At 60.8% G+C, this 19,388-nt stretch carries 13 protein-coding genes; 6 read left to right on the top strand and 7 right to left on the bottom strand.

Annotation, left to right across the window (positions count from 1 at the left end; translation table 11 throughout):
* Positions 1-18 precede the first annotated feature (18 nt).
* The 3 genes from NQ519_RS01465 (at position 19) to NQ519_RS01455 (ending at position 4,614) form a co-directional block, all read left to right on the top strand.
* Positions 19-1,977, top strand: coding sequence for a RagB/SusD family nutrient uptake outer membrane protein (locus NQ519_RS01465; RefSeq protein WP_227901052.1), 1,959 nt, complete (start codon positions 19-21; stop codon positions 1,975-1,977).
* 43 nt (positions 1,978-2,020) lie between these two features.
* Positions 2,021-3,238, top strand: a complete 1,218-nt coding sequence (locus tag NQ519_RS01460) for a hypothetical protein (protein WP_227901053.1) — start codon at positions 2,021-2,023, stop codon at positions 3,236-3,238.
* 98 nt (positions 3,239-3,336) lie between these two features.
* Positions 3,337-4,614, top strand: coding sequence for a hypothetical protein (locus NQ519_RS01455; RefSeq protein WP_019149845.1), 1,278 nt, complete (start codon positions 3,337-3,339; stop codon positions 4,612-4,614).
* Between the two features lie 116 nt (positions 4,615-4,730).
* Here NQ519_RS01455 and NQ519_RS01450 read toward each other — a convergent pair whose 3' ends face one another.
* A complete protein-coding gene (locus NQ519_RS01450) occupies positions 4,731-5,897 on the bottom strand; it encodes an MFS transporter (RefSeq protein WP_019149846.1) in 1,167 nt (388 codons plus the stop codon).
* A 74-nt stretch (positions 5,898-5,971) separates the two neighbouring features.
* A complete protein-coding gene (locus NQ519_RS01445; RefSeq protein ID WP_019149847.1) occupies positions 5,972-6,997 on the bottom strand; it encodes a LacI family DNA-binding transcriptional regulator in 1,026 nt (341 codons plus the stop codon).
* Between the two features lie 355 nt (positions 6,998-7,352).
* On the opposite strand from NQ519_RS01445, the gene NQ519_RS01440 reads away from it, so the two are divergent.
* Genes NQ519_RS01440 through NQ519_RS01430 form a run of 3 tightly spaced genes read left to right on the top strand, consistent with a single transcriptional unit; the run spans position 7,353 to position 13,526 of the window.
* Positions 7,353-9,128 carry an alpha-L-rhamnosidase-related protein gene (locus tag NQ519_RS01440; protein ID WP_019149848.1) on the top strand — a complete coding sequence of 592 codons (1,776 nt, stop codon included), beginning with the start codon at positions 7,353-7,355 and terminating at the stop codon, positions 9,126-9,128.
* Positions 9,129-9,149: 21 nt separating this feature from the next.
* Complete coding sequence (gene fucO, locus NQ519_RS01435; protein WP_044118585.1) at positions 9,150-10,304, top strand: lactaldehyde reductase; 1,155 nt, start codon at positions 9,150-9,152, stop codon at positions 10,302-10,304.
* A gap of 12 nt (positions 10,305-10,316) precedes the next feature.
* Positions 10,317-13,526 carry a glycosyl hydrolase gene (locus tag NQ519_RS01430; protein WP_019149850.1) on the top strand — a complete coding sequence of 1,070 codons (3,210 nt, stop codon included), beginning with the start codon at positions 10,317-10,319 and terminating at the stop codon, positions 13,524-13,526.
* Positions 13,527-13,595: 69 nt separating this feature from the next.
* Here NQ519_RS01430 and nagB read toward each other — a convergent pair whose 3' ends face one another.
* The 5 genes from nagB to NQ519_RS01405 all read right to left on the bottom strand — a co-directional run bounded on the left by nagB (position 13,596) and on the right by NQ519_RS01405 (position 19,261).
* The gene (gene nagB, locus NQ519_RS01425; protein WP_019149851.1) at positions 13,596-14,396 is read right to left on the bottom strand and encodes a glucosamine-6-phosphate deaminase; all 801 of its coding nucleotides are present in this window, start codon (positions 14,394-14,396) and stop codon (positions 13,596-13,598) included.
* Between the two features lie 19 nt (positions 14,397-14,415).
* Positions 14,416-16,365: a 6-phosphogluconolactonase gene (locus tag NQ519_RS01420; RefSeq protein ID WP_019149852.1), complete on the bottom strand. Its 1,950-nt coding sequence runs from the start codon at positions 16,363-16,365 to the stop codon at positions 14,416-14,418.
* 24 nt (positions 16,366-16,389) lie between these two features.
* Entirely contained in the window at positions 16,390-17,037 is a 648-nt protein-coding gene (locus tag NQ519_RS01415) for a carbohydrate-binding family 9-like protein (RefSeq protein ID WP_019149853.1), read from the bottom strand.
* 3 nt (positions 17,038-17,040) lie between these two features.
* Positions 17,041-18,138 (bottom strand): phosphotransferase enzyme family protein, encoded by a 1,098-nt coding sequence (locus NQ519_RS01410; protein WP_026076346.1) that lies wholly within the window; start codon positions 18,136-18,138, stop codon positions 17,041-17,043.
* Positions 18,139-18,295: 157 nt separating this feature from the next.
* Entirely contained in the window at positions 18,296-19,261 is a 966-nt protein-coding gene (locus tag NQ519_RS01405) for a type I phosphomannose isomerase catalytic subunit (RefSeq protein ID WP_019149855.1), read from the bottom strand.
* Positions 19,262-19,388: the final 127 nt, after the last annotated feature.

The following is a 19,388-nucleotide window of genomic DNA, read 5'->3' as shown; positions in this document are numbered from 1 at the left end:
CGATAACAGCGAATCGTTATGAAAAGAATGAAATATATCCTTTTATTGGCTCTTTCCGCAGCGGCGCTGCTCTTCGCGGGGGCCGGCTGCCAGAAGGAGATGGACAGCGAGCTCGACGACCGTGCCGGGGATATGCGCAGCATTTACGAACTGCTGGCGCGTGCTTACGAACATCTGAAATCGTCGTTCTATGTCCCCGTCGAAACGGGCCCTGCGGCGGGATTCACCGCCGGGGGCTACATGATGGCAGCTTACTGCGACGAAGCGCAGGAGGTCACCCAGTCGTCGGCGGTTTACGACTGGTACCGAGGGCGTGTTTCCGCTACGGGCATGCCGTTGTGGTGGAACAACGAAAACTCGGGCACGGAACGCTGGTCGGGGCTGTTCAACTGTATTTTCAGTTGCAACGAAGCCCTGAAATACCTGGAAGACCCCAGCCTCGAAACCGACTATGAGAAGGCCCAGCAGGATCTGATGATCGCCCAGGCCTATGCCCTGCGCGCCTACTGTTATCTTCAGCTTATCAAACGCTGGGGCGGCGTTCCCGTTCTGCGCGAGTCGCTCGGCAAGGACCACGACTATTCGAAGGACAAGCGGGCCAGCTTCGCGCAATGCGTCGATTTCATCATCGAGTCGTGCGACAAGGCGCTTGCCGCGGACGAAGCCCTGCAATGGCGGCAGCGGTTGTTGAGCTATGGCCTTCCCGAACTGAGCCGCGCCGCCATTTGGACTGTCAAGTCGCAGGCCGCGCTCTATGCTGCCAGCCCGCTGTGGGCCGACGACTGTGCCGGGACTGAGAAATACACCTGGGAACGCGCCGCCGAAATCACCAAGCAGGCGCTCGACCTCTGCACCGGTCACGGCCTTGCGCTTTTCGATGCCGCCACGGCCTTTCCGGACGAGTCCGCGACCGGCCTGACACCTTACGACAAGTTCTTTCTTACGTCCTATCCCGGTTCGGGAGGCTGGGACACCGAGACGATCTATCAGCCCACCAATTACGGAGCCCAGAGGCAGAGCCTCGTATGGCAGTATGCAGGCATGCCGATCGATGACGGACAGGTGTCGGCCGGAGCCTGCCCCACGCAGGAGATGGTGGACGCCTACGAGGTCCTGAACGATGACGGTTCCGAATCCACGCCGCTGCTCGACCTGGCGAATCCCTACAATGCCGACGGCTCGCCGAACATTTCGCAGAAAGCCCGGGACTTCGGCTATGTGGACTGCTCGGACAAGATGTACCTGAACCGTGATCCGCGTTTCTATGCGACCATCTATTACGACGGTGTGACGGTGAAGCTCGAAAACAGCGAGTACGAGGTCGAGACCTTCGTCGGCGGCAACTGCGGCCTGTCGCTGTCGCCGTCCAGCCGGCGCAACACCTGCACGGGTTATTATCTGCGTAAGTTCAACAACGCCCAGTCGAGCACCAGCGGCGGCAACAAGGACGGTTATATCCGGATGTTCCGTCTGGCCGAACTCTACCTCAATTTCGCCGAGGCTGCCTACCGGGCCCACGGTGCCGACTGGCAGGCTCCGGCCACCGAGGTGCTGGAGATGGAGGAAGGGGATGGCGGTGAAATGGTCGAGAAACTCAATACTTACGGAACGCCGATGAGTGCCCGTGAGGCGGTCAATGCCGTGCGAGCCCGTGTCGGGATGCCCGGAGTGGCCGACGACGGCGAGGCCTTTTGGCTGCGGCTGTGCAACGAGCGCCGTGTGGAGCTGGCTTTCGAGGAGCACCGCTTCTTCGACGTGCGCCGCTGGACGGCGCCCGGGGGAGATCTCTCGAAGACCGACCGGCGTGTGACGGGTATGCGCATCGAGGAGTCGAACGGGCAGAAGACCTACACCCGTTTCTCGTTCGACCGCCAGAGCTATACCTCCAAATTCCTCAAATACCCCGTCAGTCTGGACGAGGTGCGCAAGATGCTCAGTCTGACGGGCGAAAACTGGCAGAACGACGGATGGAACTGACATAACGACAATTATAATAAACCTTAACCAAAAAGCTATGATTATGAAAAGGAAACTGAGATTTCTTGCAATGGCTCTGATGGCCGGCGCAATGTTTACCGCCTGCGGCGGGGACGACGATGACAACGGCGGCGGAAATGGCGGCGGCGGGAACGAGGGACCCGGAACGATTCCCGGCGTGACCGTTGACAATATGCTGAGCGGATCGGTAAAGGCCGGTTTCGCCGGAGCGATTGAGATCCTGGGTTCGGGCTTCGATCCCGACCAGGACTGGGTTTACATCGGTTATAACGAGGGCGGTGAGATCAAATACGAGCGCATCACGACCGATCTGCTGACGATCAGGTCGAGCCGTATTTCGTTCGGCGTGCCTATCACGGCCGGCTACCTCGACAAGACTTTCAAGGTGTATCTCGACCGGGAAGCGACGAAGATGGAGCTGACGAAGGATCTGACCTTCACGATGCCGACCATTGCCGAGGGTTACATCCCCGATCCCTATTTCCGGGCTACGCTGATGTCAACCCACCCGCAGCAGGGGAATCCTGAAATCGCTCCGCTTTTCAATTCCTACGGACTGATCGACGTTGCCGGAGCCGCTGCGGTCGAGACGATCAATCTCTATGCGAGCGGCGTTACGTCGCTCGAAGGCATCGAGCTTTTCACGCATTGCGGCCGCATCATCGCCCACGAGACTTCCAGTCTGGTAAAGGCCGATTTTTCGAAGCTCAAAACGGACCAGTATCTGTTTGTCACGATGGAGCGTTCCGGAGCCATGGAGGAGGTGATTGCCGGCCCGACGATCTCCCGTCTGGACATTTACGACTGCTCCAAGCTGAAGACGGTGGATCTGCATCTCAACAAGTGGATGCACAATTTGCAGTGCTATGGCGACCCCGCTATCGAGACGTTCGACATTCGCCGCGAACATACCGGGACGTTCAAGGACAAGGAAAAAGAACCTCATGAGTATTGTGACGGCGATAACCAGTATACGGTTTTCGAGTCGGGCGCCGTCATGCAGCTTCCGGACAATGTTCACATTCTGGTCGATTACGCATTTATCACGGAGAAACGCCAGGCTGGCGATAATGGCAGCTTTAAGGGTGTCTACAACGCCTGGACGCGCGGTGCGACGATCGACGTTTATTCGTCGAAGGACATCAGCAAGAAGCTGGGTACCGTTCCGATGTACAAGGACGACAGTGGCGCGCTGACGCTGACGGGACCCAACGGGTGGGTTCCTTCGGAGACCGAGTGATTCCTTTTTCAAACCGGTGCGGCGACTCCCTGAAAAGGGGGGCCCGTACCGGTTTCGAATATGAACGGATAACAAAAACCAATCTAACAATTACTGAAATGAAATCAGCATTCAAATTTTTCGCGCTGTCCCTGTTGGCCGGGACGATGTTCGCCGCCTGCGGCGATGACGATTCGGATGGACCGGGAGAACCCGGGAAACCCGGGGGATCCGAAATCCCGGTGGAAATTACCAGTGACGTGAAAGGTGCCGTAAAGGCCGGTATCGCCGATGCGATCGAGATTACGGGTTCGGGATTCGATTCCGAACAGGATTATGTTTACATCGGTTACGACAAAGACGGGGAAGCCGTCTATGAACGCATCCCGGCCGACGTGCTGACGATCAGGTCCTCCCGCATTTCGTTCGGTGTGAACGTCGGAGCCAACTACCTCGACAAGACGGTGAAGGTTTATCTCGACCGTCCGGGCTTCGACAGAATGGCGATCTCGGGCGACATCACTTTCACGCTTCCGAGCGTTGAAGAGGGGTATATCCCCGATGTGGCTCTGCGCAGTGTGCTGGCCGATGCGAACCGTAATCCGAATGTGGTGTTTTCTCCGCTCGGTCTGCTCGATGTCAACAACGCCGCGACGATGACGGATAACGGCAAGGGATATGCCCTCGACATCAGCGATTGCGCCGCCACTTCGCTCGAAGGTATCGAGCTTTTCAAGAACGTTACCGGTTTGGTTCCGGCATGGGGCATGCCCAATATCAAGGAGATCGACCTTTCGAAATGGGAGGCCAAGGGCATCGAGTTTTTCTGCGAACGGGCGAACAGCCTCGAAAAATTCGTCGGCCCTCCCTATGCCTATCGTATCCGGACTTACGACAGTCCCAAACTGACCCATGTGGACGTACATAACTGCGATTGGCTCAGGTGGCTGGAGATCAGCAATTTCGAAACCGGAGGCGGGATCGACGCCCCCAATTCGGCCGTGACCTACCTCGACATTCGCCGCAACCAGTCCGGAACCTATGCGGATAAGCCGACGAAAGTCGGGGAGATGGCGATGGTCTGGAACAATGCCAATCAGGGTTTCAATGTGGCCGATAACGCTACGATTCTGATCGACTCGCACTTCCTCTACGAGCATACGTTGGAGGGCGCCTGGACGCCGATCTACAAGGCTTGGAAAGAGCGCGGCGCGACGATCAAGGTCTATTCGACGATCGATCCTCACCGCGACGAGTTGCTGGGCACCGTTCCTTCCGCCGAGGAGATGCCCGATGCGCTTGTCAATGCGAACAAGAACGGGGACGGTTCGCCCGCGAATAAATGGCAGGTGGACGATCCCTACACGGACAAAAACGAAGCTCCGGGCAACGAATAATCCGCAGCATTTATCTTAACGACTCCCGTACCGAAAGGTGCGGGAGTTTTTATGAAGCAAAAACGGGTGCATCCAGCGGATGCACCCGTTTAACGTTGTCGGGGGAATTCCCGGCGTCAGGCTTTCTTCGAATGGGCATTGATTGCGCCGATGAGGAAAACCAGATAGAGCCATACGACGCTCAGTGCGATGATGGCGGCACCTTGCGACCCGAAGGCGTCGGTGATGACGCCCAGCACCGGGGGAATGACGGCGCCGCCCGCCACGCCGACGATCAGCAGGGCCGAAACCTCGTTTGCCCGCTCGGGAACGCGCTGCATCGAGATCGAGAAGATGATCGAGAAAAGGTTGGCATAACCGATTCCGAATACGGCCACGCAGGCCAGTATGGACCAGAGCCCGTGGAGGAAGATCATGCCCGCGAGACCTGCCAGCGCGACGAAGACGCTGGCCGTGAAGAATTTGCGTTCGGGGAGCTTCATCAGCAGAATACCTCCGAGGAATGCGCCTACCGTGCGTGCGAAGAAGTAGACGCTGTTGCCCATGCCGGCGTCCGTGAGCGGCAGGATGCAACGCTCCATCAGCAGTTTGGGGAAGGTGATGCCCATGCCCACGTCAACGCCTACCAGGACGAGGATGCCGATGAAGAAGGCCACGATGTATTTGTCTTTGAGCAGCGAGAAGGTATGCCCGATCGAGATGTCGGCGCTGGCGACCTTTTGTTCGGCAATCGGGGTCAGCCACAGCCAGACGAGGGCCAGCAGCGAGATGGCAGCGTAGATCGGGAAGATCATCTTCCAGCCGAGGAAGCTGCCCGTCACGGCGGCCGCGATGATCGGGCCGAGGAACGAACTGACAGCTTTCACGAACTGTCCGAGGGTCAGCGTTCCGGTAAGTTTGTCTCCGGCGATGACGTTGGTCACCAACGGGTTGAGCGATACCTGCAACAGTGTGTTGCCGATGCCGATCAGGGCGAACGCGATCAGTACGGCGGTGAAGTCGTAGGCCGCGAGCGGGACGATCATCGCCGCTACGTGCAGGGCGAAGCTCAGCAGCACGGTCTTTTTGCGGCCGATGCGGTTCATCAGCATGCCCGTGGGGATCGAGAGCAGGAAGAACCAGAGGAAGCAGGAGAGCGAGATGAGGTTGACCATCGTGTCGTTCATGCCCGCAAAGTCGTTCTTGACGTAGCTCGTCGAGACGCCGACGATGTCCACGAAGCCCATGATGAAGAATCCGAACATCACGGGGAGGATCTTGCGCAGTGAAATTTCCTTGTTCATTTGTCTGTTTTTTGGGTGATTTGTATTGCGATTATTTACTTAATCGTTTAAGTTGAACGGGCAAAAAAAAGGGCTCATTGGTCCCTGAATTCCATCCGGCAGGGGAGCACCTTCGATTCGGGTACGTATTCGCCCGCTTTGGGATCGTTGGACTGGCGGATTTGGTTCAGGAGTATCCGCACGGCGTTGCTGCCGATCTCCTCGATCGGGAAGTGGGCGATGTTCATCTTGGGAGCCAGTACGCGGAAGAGCGAGTCCTCGTGCATGCAGGCCAGACCCCAGTTTCCGTCGTTGATGTCGATGCCGCGGTCGTAGAAATAGCGCAGGGCCTCGATGGCGAGGATGTGCGTGGTGAAGAAGAACGCATCCACGTCGGGCACGGCGCTGAAAATACGGTCCATCGTGCTGTAAATGTTCTCCTGATAGTTGACGTAGGTCACTTCGCCGTAGAGGTCGGGGTTGATGCGGATATGGGCGTCGGAAAGGGCGTTGGCGTATCCTTCGCGGCGCATGTCCATCGTCAGCAGGTGGGGGTTGGTGGTGATGATGGCGATCTTGCGGAAGCCCTTGTCGATCAGGTGTCGCACCAGCTTGTAGCTGCTCTCTTCGTTGTTGATGATGACGTAGTTGACGCGCATCTCGGGGAAATAGCGGTCGAACAGCAGCACGGGGTAGCGGCTCTCCACGAGGCGGCTGATTTCGCGTTTCGAGATTTTGGTGGGGGCGATGATCATGCCATCGACCTTTTTCGACCGGAAGAGGCGGATCATGGCATTCTCGCGTTCGATCTCGGAGTTCGAGCTGGCGATCATCAGCGAATAGCCCTCTTTTTCGGCTTCCGATTCGATCTGATGGGCGATGTGGGCGTAGAAACTGTCCGATATGGAGGGGAGGATCAGTCCGATGGTCTTCGAGATTCCGGTGTTGAGGCTCCGGGCCAGCAGGTTGGGTTCGTATGCGAGTTCCCGTGCGCAGGCGAAGACCCGGTTCTGGGTCTCCGCGCTGATTCCTTTTTTGTTGCCTTGCCCGGACAGCACCCACGAAACGGTCGTTTTCGACAGGTTCAGTTTTTCGGCTATGTCTTTGAGCGATACTCCCACGTCGGTTCAGAATAAATGAAAACGGATGTTCTTACAAAGATAAAATTTTTTCTGCATTTTACAAATAGAAAATAGTGAAAAAATCTTATCGCCGGCGGGTGCCCTGCCGTCGATTTTCGTGCCCCGGGGTTCGGTCCTTTCCGACCTGGGTACGGAGTGTCAGAAATAACACTTTTAAGGTCATTAATCGAAAGTTCGGGCTCCGATAAATCGCTATATTTGTATGAATGCCCGAGGTTGGAAAAAAGCTGACTTTCTCGTTTCAGAAAGGCGGAATGTCAATGCGTTCCGCGACGTGTCCGGCGAAGTTCCGGCCGAGGGGCACTAAAAACGCCAAAAAACGATGACTGACCCGATGTCCCGGCTGCTGAAACTGGCCGTTCCGATCTTTTCCGTCTGCTTTTCCCTCTCCGTTTCCGCCGCCCGGCCCCAACTGCCTCCGGCATGGGACGGATCGTCCGTCCGCTTCGATTCTCGCACCTATGGATATATGCCTCCCGTGCGCATCGTCGCGCAGGAGCAGGCCGACCTGATCTCGGGCGGCGACCTGCTGCTCGAAGCCGGCAACGGGCAGGCCGACTTGCAGAATGCCCGCATCTGCGTGCTCCGCAGCCGCGACGGCCGCCGTCCGGGGTTGTTGCTCGACTTCGGCCGCGAGTTGCAGGGCGGGCTGCGCATCGTGACCGGCATGCCTGCGGACAACAGGCCCGTGAGGGTCCGCATCCGCTTCGGCGAATCGGTCAGCGAGGCGATGTGCGACATCGACGGCGCGAACGGCGCTTCGAACGACCATGCCGTGCGCGATTTCACGCTCACGCTGCCGTGGCTCGGGGCCGTGGAGTGCGGCGATTCGGGTTTCCGCTTCGCGCGCATCGACTTGCTGGACGATGACCGCGAACTGCATCTCAAACAGGTCGAAGCCGTATTCCAATACCGCGACATACCTTATATAGGATCGTTCCGTTCGAGCGACGAACGCCTCGACCGCATCTGGGCGACCGGCGCCTACACCGTCCACCTCTGTATGCAGGAGTACCTGTGGGACGGCGTGAAGCGCGACCGGCTGGTCTGGGTCGGGGACCTGCATCCCGAGATTATGACCGTCAATTCGGTTTTCGGCTATAACGAGGTCGTGCCGCGCAGCCTCGACCTGGCCCGCGACACCACGCCGCTGCCGGGATGGATGAACGGCATCAGCTCCTATTCGCTGTGGTGGATCATCATCCACAGCGACTGGTATCGCTACCACGGCGACCGGGCCTACCTCGCCGAACAGCGTCCCTATCTGACGGCCCTGTTGCGACAGCTCTTCGAAAAGATCGGTCCCGACGGGCGCGAACGGCTCGACGGCACGCGCTTTCTCGACTGGCCGTCGAGCGGCGATGCCGCGAGCACGGCGGCGGGTCTCCAGTCGCTGACGATCCTGGCCCTCGACGCCGGGGCCGGGCTGTGCGAGGCGCTGGGCGACACCGCGCTGGCCGCCGAGTGCCGTGCCAAGGCCGCGCTGATGCGGAAATGTCCGATCGGGGAGGGCGGCGAGGCCAAGCAGGGGCGTTCACTGATGGTGTTGGCCGGGCTCGCCGATCCGGTGGCGACTGACCGCGATTACATTTCGAAAGGCGGTTCGAACGGCTTTTCGACCTTCTATGGCTACTATATGCTCCGGGCGATGGCCGCCGCGGGCAATTACGAAGGGGCTTTGGAGCGCATCCGGGAGTACTGGGGCGCGATGCTCGACCTCGGGGCCACGACTTTCTGGGAGGATTTCGACATGGCGTGGCTCCCGGCGGCCCGCATCGACGAGCCGGTTCCGGCCGGAATGCGCGATCTGCACCGCGAATGCGGGGCCTACTGCTATAAGGGCTTCCGCCACAGCCTGTGTCACGGCTGGGCGTCGGGACCGACGGCTTGGCTCACGGAGTACGTGCTGGGCGTCGAGGTCGTGGAGCCCGGCTGCCGCCGCCTGCGCATCGACCCTCATCTGGGCGACCTGGAATGGGTCGAAGGGACTTTCCCGACGCCTTACGGCGCGGTGAAGATCCGCCACGAAAAGGCCCCGGACGGAATGGTGAAAAGCCGCGTCGAGGCTCCGCGCGGCGTGAAAACGGAACTTGTGAAACACAACGGATAACCAACTTAAACAGATTCGATTATGCAACGTATCGTATTGAATGAAATCTCCTATTTCGGCGCCGGATGCCGTTCGATGATCGCCGACGAGGCGCGCCGCCGCGGCTACAAGAAAGCCTTCTTCGTGACGGATGCCGACCTCGTCCGCTTCGGCGTGGCCTCCAAGATCGAGGAGGTGTTCCGCGGAGCCGGCATTCCCTATGAAATTTTCACCGACGTGAAGGCCAATCCGACCATCGCCAACGTGCAGCACGGCGTAGCCGCCTTCGGGGCCTCGGGTGCCGACTTCATCGTGGCATTGGGCGGTGGCTCGGTCATCGACACGGCCAAGGGCGTCGGCATCGTGACCAACAACCCCGAATTCGCCGACGTGAAGTCGCTCGAAGGGCCTGCCGACACGCACCGCCGCGCCGTGCCGACCTTTGCGCTGCCGACCACCGCCGGAACCGCCGCCGAGGTGACGATCAACTACGTCATCATCGACGAGGAGGCCCGCAAGAAGATGGTCTGCGTCGATCCCAACGACATTCCGTCGGTGGCCATCGTCGATCCCGAACTGATGTATTCGATGCCCAAGGGGCTGACCGCCGCGACGGGCATGGACGCCCTGACCCACGCCATCGAGGGCTATATTACCAAAGGTGCGTGGACGATGTCCGACATGTTCGAACTGAAGGCCATCGAACTGATCGCGCAGCACCTCAAAGCCGCCGTCGATGACGGCAAGAACGCTGCGGCGCGCGAGGGGATGTCCGTGGCGCAGTACATCGCCGGCATGGGCTTCTCGAACGTGGGGCTCGGCATCGTGCATTCGATGGCGCACCCGCTGGGTGCCTTTTACGACACGCCTCACGGCGTCGCCAACGCCCTGCTGCTGCCCTATGTGATGGAGTACAACGCCGAGTCGGCCGCTGCTCCGAAATACCGCGACATCGCCCGTGCTATGGGTGTCGATACGGCCGGAATGAGCGTCGAAGAGGGCGTCGCCGCTGCCGTGAAGGCTGTCCGCGACCTCTCGCTGAGCATCGGCATTCCCCAACGGCTGCACGAGATCGGCGTGAAGGAGGCCGACATCCCGGCGCTCTCCGTGGCGGCTTTCAACGACGTTTGCACGGGCGGCAATCCGCGCGACACGTCGATCACCGAGATCGAGGCGCTTTACCGCAAAGCCTTTTAACCCGCAGGGCTTATGAAGAACATACGCCTGTGCGCCCTTGCGGCGTGCTCGATGCTTCTGGCGGCCTGCGACGGGCCGCAGGGCTTGGAGGAGGGATTTCACGATCCCTCCTCGGCCGGTATTCAGACATCGGTCTACTGGTATTGGATCTCGGGCAATGTCTCGAAGGATGGCGTTGCCGCCGATCTCGAGTCGATGAAGCGCATCGGCATCGACCGCGCTTTCATCGGTAACATCGGACTTCCCGAAGCGGAGGGGACTCCCCGGGGCCCTGTGAAACTCTTCACCGAGGAGTGGTACGAGATCATGCACACGGCCATGAAGCGCGCCACGGAACTCGGAATCGACCTCGGCGTGTTCAACTGCCCGGGCTGGAGCCAGGCGGGAGGACCGTGGATCGAACCCCACGAGTCGATGCGCTACCTGTCCACCGTTTCCGCCGAGGTCGAAGGCGGACGGGTGGTGGAGGTCGCGCTCCCTGCCCCTTCGCCCGACTTCACCGACGTGAGGACCGTTGCCGTGCCGCTTCCCGAAGGCGTGCTGAAACTCGACGCGTCATCGGCCCGTGTGAGCGGTTCCGCGGGCGCTGCAAAGGCGTTCGACGGCGATCCTGCGACGGCGCTGGAGTGTGTGCCGGGACGTGATGCGGTGGTGGAGGCGAAACCTGTTAAGGACTTCACGCTCCGGTCAGTACGAATCTATCCGGCCCATATGCCTTTTGCCGTTGCCGCGGAGTTGCAGGCGGTAAAAGACGGTCGTACGACCGTACTGCGCCGCTTCGTCATCGACCGCACGAATCCCTCCCCGGAGGTGGGATTCGATCCCTACGCCCCCGTTACGATCGCCTGCGAGCCGACCGAAGCCGACGTTTTCCGGCTGGTGGTGAGCGGCGCTTCGGCGAACGGCGGTCTGGCCGAGGTGGAATTTTCGGCCCTGCCGCTCGTGGAACGCTATTCCGAAAAATCGCTGGCCAAGATGCACCAGACGCCGCTGCCTTACTGGGACGACTATATGTGGGATCGCCAGCCCGCCGCGAAGGACACGACGGCCGCCGTCGCACCTGAATCGGTCGTTGACATCAGCGATTGTCTCGCCGGTGACCGTCTTCGCTGGGAGGCTCCTGCCGGACGTTGGATGATCCTGCGCACGGGCATGGTGCCGACCGGGGTGATGAACGGTCCCGCCTTGGAGGACGGAGCAGGGCTGGAGGTCGACAAATGGAGCCCCGCGCATCTGGCGAAGCATTACGACGCTTTCGTCGGGGAGCTGTGCCGTCGCATTCCCGCCGCCGACCGCAAGTCGTGGAAAGTCATCGTGGCCGACAGTTACGAGAAGGGCGGCCAGAACTTCGGCGACGATTTTTTCGAGGCGTTCGAGGCCCGTTACGGCTACGACGCGCATCCCTACCTGCCCGTGTTCAGCGGCCTGACGATCGGCGACCGCGACCGTTCGGACCGTTTCCTGTGGGACTTGCGGCGGATGATGGCCGACCGGTTGTCGTACGACCATATCGGCGCCCTGCGCGAACTGGCTCACCGCGACGGTTTCATCACATGGCTCGAAAATTACGGACACTGGGGCTTCCCGGGCGAGTTTTTGCAGTACGGCGGCCAGTCGGACGAGGTGGCCGGGGAGTACTGGAGCGAGGGCGAGCTGGGCAATATCGAGAACCGTGCCGCATCCTCCTGCGCCCATATTTACGGCAAGAACAAGGTTTCGGCCGAATCGTTCACGGCGGCTTTTTCGCCCTATGCGCGCCATCCCTACCTGATGAAGCAGCGCGGCGACCGCTTCTTCTCGGAGGGCATCAACAACACGCTGTTGCATGTCTACATTTCGCAGGCGGCCGACGGCCCGAAACCCGGTATGAACGCCTTCTTCGGCAACGAGTTCAACCGCAACAACACGTGGTTCGACCAACTGGACCTCTTCATCACCTATCTCAAACGCTGTAACTTCATGCTCCAGCAGGGGCTGAACGTGGCCGATGCGGCCTATTTCATCGGTGAGGACGTGCCGAAGATGACGGGCGTGTGCGACCCGGCGCTACCGGCGGGCTACCAGTTCGATTATATCAACGCCGAGGTGCTGTGCCGTGACGCTACGGTGCGCGACGGCCTGCTGACGCTTCCCCACGGCACGCAATACCGTGTGCTGGTGCTGCCGCGGCAGGAGACGATGCGTCCCGAGGTGCTGGAACGGGTGATGCAGCTCGTGCACGACGGCGCCGTCGTGCTGGGACCTGCCCCGATGCGCTCCCCGAGCCTTGCAGGTTATCCGGAGGCCGACAGCCGCGTGCAGGTGATGGCCGCCGAGCTGTGGGGACCTGAAAAGGGAAAACATGTCAACCGTTACGGTAAGGGCATGGTCTTCGACGGTTACTCGATGGAGGAGGTTTTCGAAGCGATCGGCCTTGTGCCCGATTTCGGGCATGACGCATCGCTGCCGCTGCTGTTCGGACACCGTACGACGGACGGCGCCGAGATCTATTTCGTGTCGAACCAGTCGGAGGAGCCGGTCGAATTCACGGCGTCGTTCCGTGTTGCGAACCGCCGTCCCGAGTGGTGGCAGCCCGTGACGGGAGCCGTGCGCGACCTTCCGGCCTGGCGTGCCGAGGGGGCCGTGACGGAGATTCCGATGCGTCTTGAACCGCTGGAAAGCGGTTTCGTGGTTTTCCGTAAACCGGCGGCGGAATCCGTTGCGGAGTTCACGGTCGATGCGAATTTCCCGCGTCCGGAGCTGGTCGCCGCGATGGACGGCCCTTGGCAGGTGCGCTTCGAAGCGCCCGACGGGGTGGGGAATTTCACCCTTGCAACCGATACGCTCGGCGACTGGTCGCAGAGCGCCGACGAGCGTCTGCGCGGATTCTCCGGTACGGCGACTTATTCGACGATCTTTGAAAAGCCCGCCGACGGTGGCGGCCGTATTCTGCTCGACCTGAACCGCGTCGGGGTGATGGCAAAAGTCCGCGTCAACGGCGCCGATGCCGGAGGTGTCTGGACGCCCCCGTACCGGGTGGACGTTACGGACTTGCTCCGCGAGGGCAGGAACGAACTCGAGATCGAAGTCGTCAACACATGGGTCAACCGTCTTGTCAGCGACAGCTGCCTGCCCGAAGCGGAACGCCGCACCTGGTCGCCCTATAATCCCTACACACCCGAATCACCGTTGCAGGAGTCGGGGCTGATCGGTCCCGTGACGCTGCAACGGGTCGCGCTGTAAAACTCGTCTGCAAACGAAACTCCCGCACTCGTTCAAGAGTGCGGGAGTTTTCGTATCGGGGTGTCGTCCCTATTTCGAGATCAGGTTCTCCCGCTCGATGTCCTTGAAGTAACGGTAGGTGGCTACGCGCAACTCCTCGGCGGCCGGATCGTCGCACACGAGGATGCCGTTGGGATGCACTTGCAGCGCCGAGATGGTCCACTGGTGGTTGTACGAGCCTTCGACGCCGTGGCGCACCGCGCGGGCCTTCTTGTGCCCCGTGGCGAGGATCAGCACCTTTTTGGCCGACAGCACCGTACCCACGCCGACCGTCAGCGCGGTCTTCGGCACGAGGGTCGTGTCGCCGCCGAAGAAGCGGGCGTTGACCTGGATCGTGTCCTGCGTCAGGGTCTTGATGCGCGTGCGCGAGTTGAGCGACGAGAAGGGCTCGTTGAAGGCGATGTGGCCGTCCTCGCCGACGCCGCCCATGAAGAGGTCGATGCCCCCGGCCTCGACGATGCGGGCTTCGTAGTCGGCGCACTCCTTCGCCAGGTCCTCGGCGTTGCCGTCGAGGATGTTGACGTTCTCGGGCTTGATGTCGATGTGCTTGAAGAAGTTGTTCCACATGAACGAATGGTAGCTTTCGGGATGCTCCTCGGGAAGCCCCACGTACTCGTCCATGTTGAACGTGATGACATTCCTGAACGACACCTCGCCGGCCTTGTGGCGGCGGATCAGCTCCTTGTAGGTTTCCAGCGGGGTCGAACCCGTCGGGAGGCCCAGCACGAACGGCGACTTGGTCACCTGCTCCTTGGCCTTGATCTGCCGGATGATGTAGTCGGCGGCCCACTGGGCTACCTGCTGCGGCGTATTTTCGATGATTAAGCGCATGGTTGTAAACGGTTTGGGGTTAAAACATTTTTACGAAGACCTCGATGGCCTGATACTCGGCCATGCCGAGCCGGTCGTAGAGCTGCGCGGTGTTCTGCGTGCGCTCTTCGGCCCGCTGCCAGAATTCGCGGGGATCGCTGCCCGGGAAGGGCATGATGTCCTTCTGCGAGAGGTGGCGGTAGATGGCGTGGCGTTTCATGATCAGCTCGTCGGGCGACAGGGGCACGGCCATGTCCACCATGCCGAGGTCCCACTCCATCCATGCGCCGCGGTAGAGCCACAGATGGCACTCTTTCAGCCATTCGTCGTCCTTCACGACTTCCAGCGCGCCGAGCACGGCCTCCATGCAGGTGCGGTGCGTGCCGTGGGGGTCGGCCAGGTCGCCGGCGGCGTAGATCTGGTGGGGCTTGATCTCGCGCAGCAGCTTGACGATGATGTCGATGTCCTTCTCCGTGAGCAGTCCCTTTTTGATACCGCCCGTCTCGTAGAACGGCAGGTTGAGGAAGTGGGCGTTGGTGTCGGGGTTCAGACCGAACGAGCGCACGGCGGCGCGCGCTTCGGCGCGGCGGATGGCGCCCTTCAGATCGAGTAGCGCACGCGGTTCGGGTTCGCCCTTCTTCTTGGTGGCGATGACCTTTTCGACCTCGGTGTAGTGGTTGCCGAAGCCCAGTTCGCGGGCGGTGTCGATATTTTGCAGCACAACGTCGTCATGCACGGCCACGTTGCCCGAGGTCTCGTAGGCGACGTGTACGTCGTGGCCCTGCTGGACGAGGCGGATGAACGTACCGCCCATCGAGATCACGTCGTCGTCGGGGTGGGGCGAGAAGATCACCACCCGCTTGGGGAACGGCGTCGAGGGGACGGGGCGCGTCGAGTCGTCGGCGTTGGGCTTGCCGCCCGGCCATCCCGAGATGGTGTGCTGGAGGTCGTTGAAAACGTCGATGTTGATCTGGTCGAAGGTGCGCCCCTGTTCGAGCAGCTCGCCCAGCGAGTTTTCGATGTAGTCCTTGTAGGTGAGTTTCAGAATCGGCTTCTGAACCACGCCGCAGAGCCATACCACGGCCTTGCGGACGAATTTCGGCGTCCAGTCGCAGGGACCCACCAGCCACGGCGTCTGCTCGCGGGTGAGGAGCTGTGCGGCGTTCTCGTCGATCACCACCTCGATATTCGAGTGCGCTTGCAGGTACGAGGCGGGAACCTGTCCCGTGATCTCGCCCTCGACGACCCTCTGCACGATGTGGGCCTTCTCCTCGCCCCAGGCCATCAGGATGATGCGGTCGGCGCGCATGATCGTGTCGATGCCCATCGTGATCGCCATCTTGGGGGTGTTCTCCAGCCCGAAGAAGGCTCCCGACTGGATCTTGCGGGTGTTGTAGGTGAGCTGCACCAGCCGCGTGCGCGAACGCGAGTAGGAGCCCGGTTCGTTGAAGCCGATCTGCCCGTCCTCGCCCACGCCGATGATCATCAGGTCGATGCGGCGCACCGAATGGTCGTACGACGCGCAGTACTCCGAAACCTTGTCCTCGGGCATCGTGCCGTCGGGAATGTGCACGTTCTCGGGCAGGATGTCGATGTGGTTGAGGAACTCCTCGTGGATGCGGTAGTTGCGGCTCTGCTGTTCGGTCGATTTGATCGGGTAGAACTCGTCGAGGCTGTACACCGCGACGTTGCGGAAACTGATCTGCCCCTCCTCGTGGCGCTTCACCAGTTCGCGGTAGAGACCCAGCGGGGTGCGCCCCGTCGTGAGGCCCAGCACGAACGGTTGCGACTCTTCGTAGACCTCGTTCGAGCAGTGGAGTTCGTTGTACGTGCGGATCGCCTTGACGATGTTGTCGGCGACGTACTGCACGCCTTCGTATTCGTTCTCATAGACCCGCGTGAGAATTTTCTCGTAGCGGTGGATGATGTCGCGGGGCACCGATTCGGCGATCAGTCCTCCGTCTTTGGGCAAGGAATACTTGTTGTTCATGGGTTCGGTATTGTTTAGTCGTTGCTACTTTTCAAACGTCACCGCTTCGAAAAACTCGGGGCGGTGGAAGTCGGGGTTCTCCGTCCGCACGGGCTTCCACGACAGGAAGTGGGGGTGCGAGAGCCTGTCGCCGCACTTGTAGAGGTTCATCCGGGCTTCGAGGCCGCTCCAGTCCGTCAGCGCATGGCGGAAAAGCGCCTGCGGGGGGATGGCCAGCGTCAGCGACCAGCGGTTGTCGCCCTCGCGCTCGGCGAACGGTTCGCCGAAGGGGTACGTGGTGAAGCGTTTCACACTCGCCAGCGCCTCCGCCGGGGCGGGCTGCACGTCTTCGGTCCGCGACTTGCGTCCCGAGAGGAGCATCCGGCCGATGCAGGTGGTCTCGAAATTGTAGTACAATCCCTCGTCGGGGGCGATGAAGAACTCCACGCACGAATCGGTCCACACCTCTCCGTTGTCCTCGGTGACCAGCGCCGCCGTGTAGCTCTCCGCCACGTCGAAGCGCAGCATCAGCCGGTCGCCCGTGTGGAACATGCGGAACGACACCTCCGGGGCATACGGAAATTCCGCGGGCCAGTTGCAGCATGCGACGGGCTGCGGTTCGATCTCCGCGAAAGCCTGCTCCACGGCTGCCCGGTCGTCGGGCGAAACGCCTGTGATTTTGCGAATTTTCATGGCTTATCTGTATTTGGCCACCGTCTCCCGTACGATGTCACACATCGTGCCGTACTGCTTCTCCATGCTCCGGAGCAGTTCGTACTGGGCGTGCGTGCGCACGAGGTTGTGTTCGGGGTATTTGATCTTATAATAGGTGTCGCCGTCGATGTAGTCCATCAGGAAGCGCAGGACCTGTTCGTAGGTGATGTAGCGCGCCGAGAACGCCAGATTGTCGATCTCCGGCTCGGTCAGCTGCTTCGCCCGCTGCGAGAGGTAGCCTTCGGTGTAGGCGCGGAACATGTCGAGCGACATGCCCACGCGCGAAAGATCGCGGTCGTCCTCCTCGCCCGTGTTGGCGTAGGAGCGGATGGCGTCGCCGAAATCGTTCAGCGATGTGGAGTTCATCACCGTGTCGAGGTCGATGGCGCACAGCACCCCGCCCTTCTTGTCGAAGAGGATGTTGTTGATCTTCGTATCGTTGTGCGTCACCCGCGTGGGGATCGTGCCGTCCTCGACCTTCGACCAGAACCCGAGCATCTCGCTGCGCCGCGACTCGATCCAGCCGATCTCCTCCGTCAAATCCTTCACGCGGCCTGCGGCGTCGCGTCCGATCGCTTCGTCCCACTGCACGAAGCGGTGGCGGATGTTGTGGAATCCCTTGATCGTCTCGGCCAGCGGCTCGGTGAAATCCGCCAGCTGGGCCTGGAACTTGCCGATGCCCTCGCCGCCTTTGCGGGCCAGCTCCGGGGAGTCCGCCTTGTTGTAGGCGATGGTGTCGCCGATGAAGACCGACACGGCCCAGTAGTCGCCCTGCGAGTCCACGGCGTAGTAGTGCCCGTCGCGGGTCGGGACGATCGTCATCACCTCGCGCAGGGGATCGCCTCCTTCGGCCACGACGCGGCGGCGGATGTGATCCGTGACTTTGCGGATGTTCTCCATCATGGCCGGGACATCGGGGAAGATGTTCTTGTTCTTCCGTTGGAGGATGTAATCCGGCGCGCCGCCTTCCGTGCGGATGATGAAGGTGTCGTTGATAAAACCCTCGCCCAGCGAGTCGATTGCCGTGACAGCGCCCTCCAATGCGAATCGGGACGCGATTTTCTGTAATTCTGCCTGCATACGGTGGTTTGGTGGTTAGGTTCTGGTTGCACCCCCAAAGTTACTGAAAAGAACGCAGATTTGCAACCCGCGGCCGCGAAAAAGCCTGCGCTTTCCGAAGAAAGGCAGGCTTTCGGGGATTGTGTTATTTGATCGTGCCGAATTCCGGATGCGCGGGTCATGCGATCCAGCTCGTCAGCAGTTTCATCGCGCCGTCGGGCGTGAACGCGAGCGACCGGGCCGAAGCGGGGATCAGCACCGTTTCGCCCTGATGCACGGGAAGCGTTTCGCCGTTGTCGTTGGCGATCGTGCCGCGGCCCTCGATGCAGATGGCCACGACGAACGAGTCGAGGTCGGCGAGCTCCAGCGTCTCGGGGGCGGTCAGGTCCAGCAGCGACGTGGTGAAATAGGGGCACGAAACCAGCTCCACGCGGCTGTTCTGCGCCGGGGTGTAGTGCGTCCGGTAGTCGGGCAGCACGGTGTAGTCGATGGCCTCCTTGGCCAGCTCGGTGTGCAGTTCGCGGGTGTTGCCGTTGGCATCGCGGCGGTTGAAGTCGTAGATGCGGTAGGTGATGTTCGAAGTCTGCTGGATCTCGGCGATGAAGGCTCCGGCGCCGATCGAATGCACGCGGCCCGCCGGCAGGAAGAAAACGTCGCCTGGATGGATCTGGTAGTCGGCGAGGATGTCGGTGATGGTGTTGTCCTCTACGCTGGCGGCGTATTCGGCGGGCGTCACCTGCTTCGAGAATCCCGAGCGGAGGTGCGCCCCTTTGTCGGCGGCCACGACGTACCACATCTCGGTTTTGCCCTTGGACTGGTGGCGCTCCCAGGCCAGTTCGTCGTTGGGGTGAACCTGGATCGAGAGGTCCTGCCGGGCGTCGATGAACTTGATGAGCAGCGGGAACTCCTCGCCGAAGCGTTCGAAATTCTTCGCGCCCAGCAATCCGGCTCCGTGGCGGGCGATCAGTTCGGGCAGCGGGGTTCCGGCCTCGGGGCCTCCGGCGACGACGGATTCGTTGCCTTTCACGCCCGAGAGCTCCCAGCTCTCGCCGACCTGCTGCTGCGAGGTCTCGATCTGTTTGTAAGGGGCTATCTTGTCGCCGCCCCAGATCAGCGATTTCAGAATTGGTTGAAACTTATACATGGTTTGTCCTATATTGCTTTTTATAACGTGCGTTCGTATCAGTCGGCTGTATTCGCCGCCTCCGGCACTGACCCTCCCCTAAATCCCCTCCTCGGAGGGGACTTGGATAACGGCTGATTCCGTTGGT

It is taken from the genome of Alistipes senegalensis JC50, from assembly GCF_025145645.1.
Taxonomy (GTDB): domain Bacteria; phylum Bacteroidota; class Bacteroidia; order Bacteroidales; family Rikenellaceae; genus Alistipes; species Alistipes senegalensis.
Note: the sequence above shows the minus strand (reverse complement) of the source record. Positions and strands in the feature narration are given on the sequence as shown.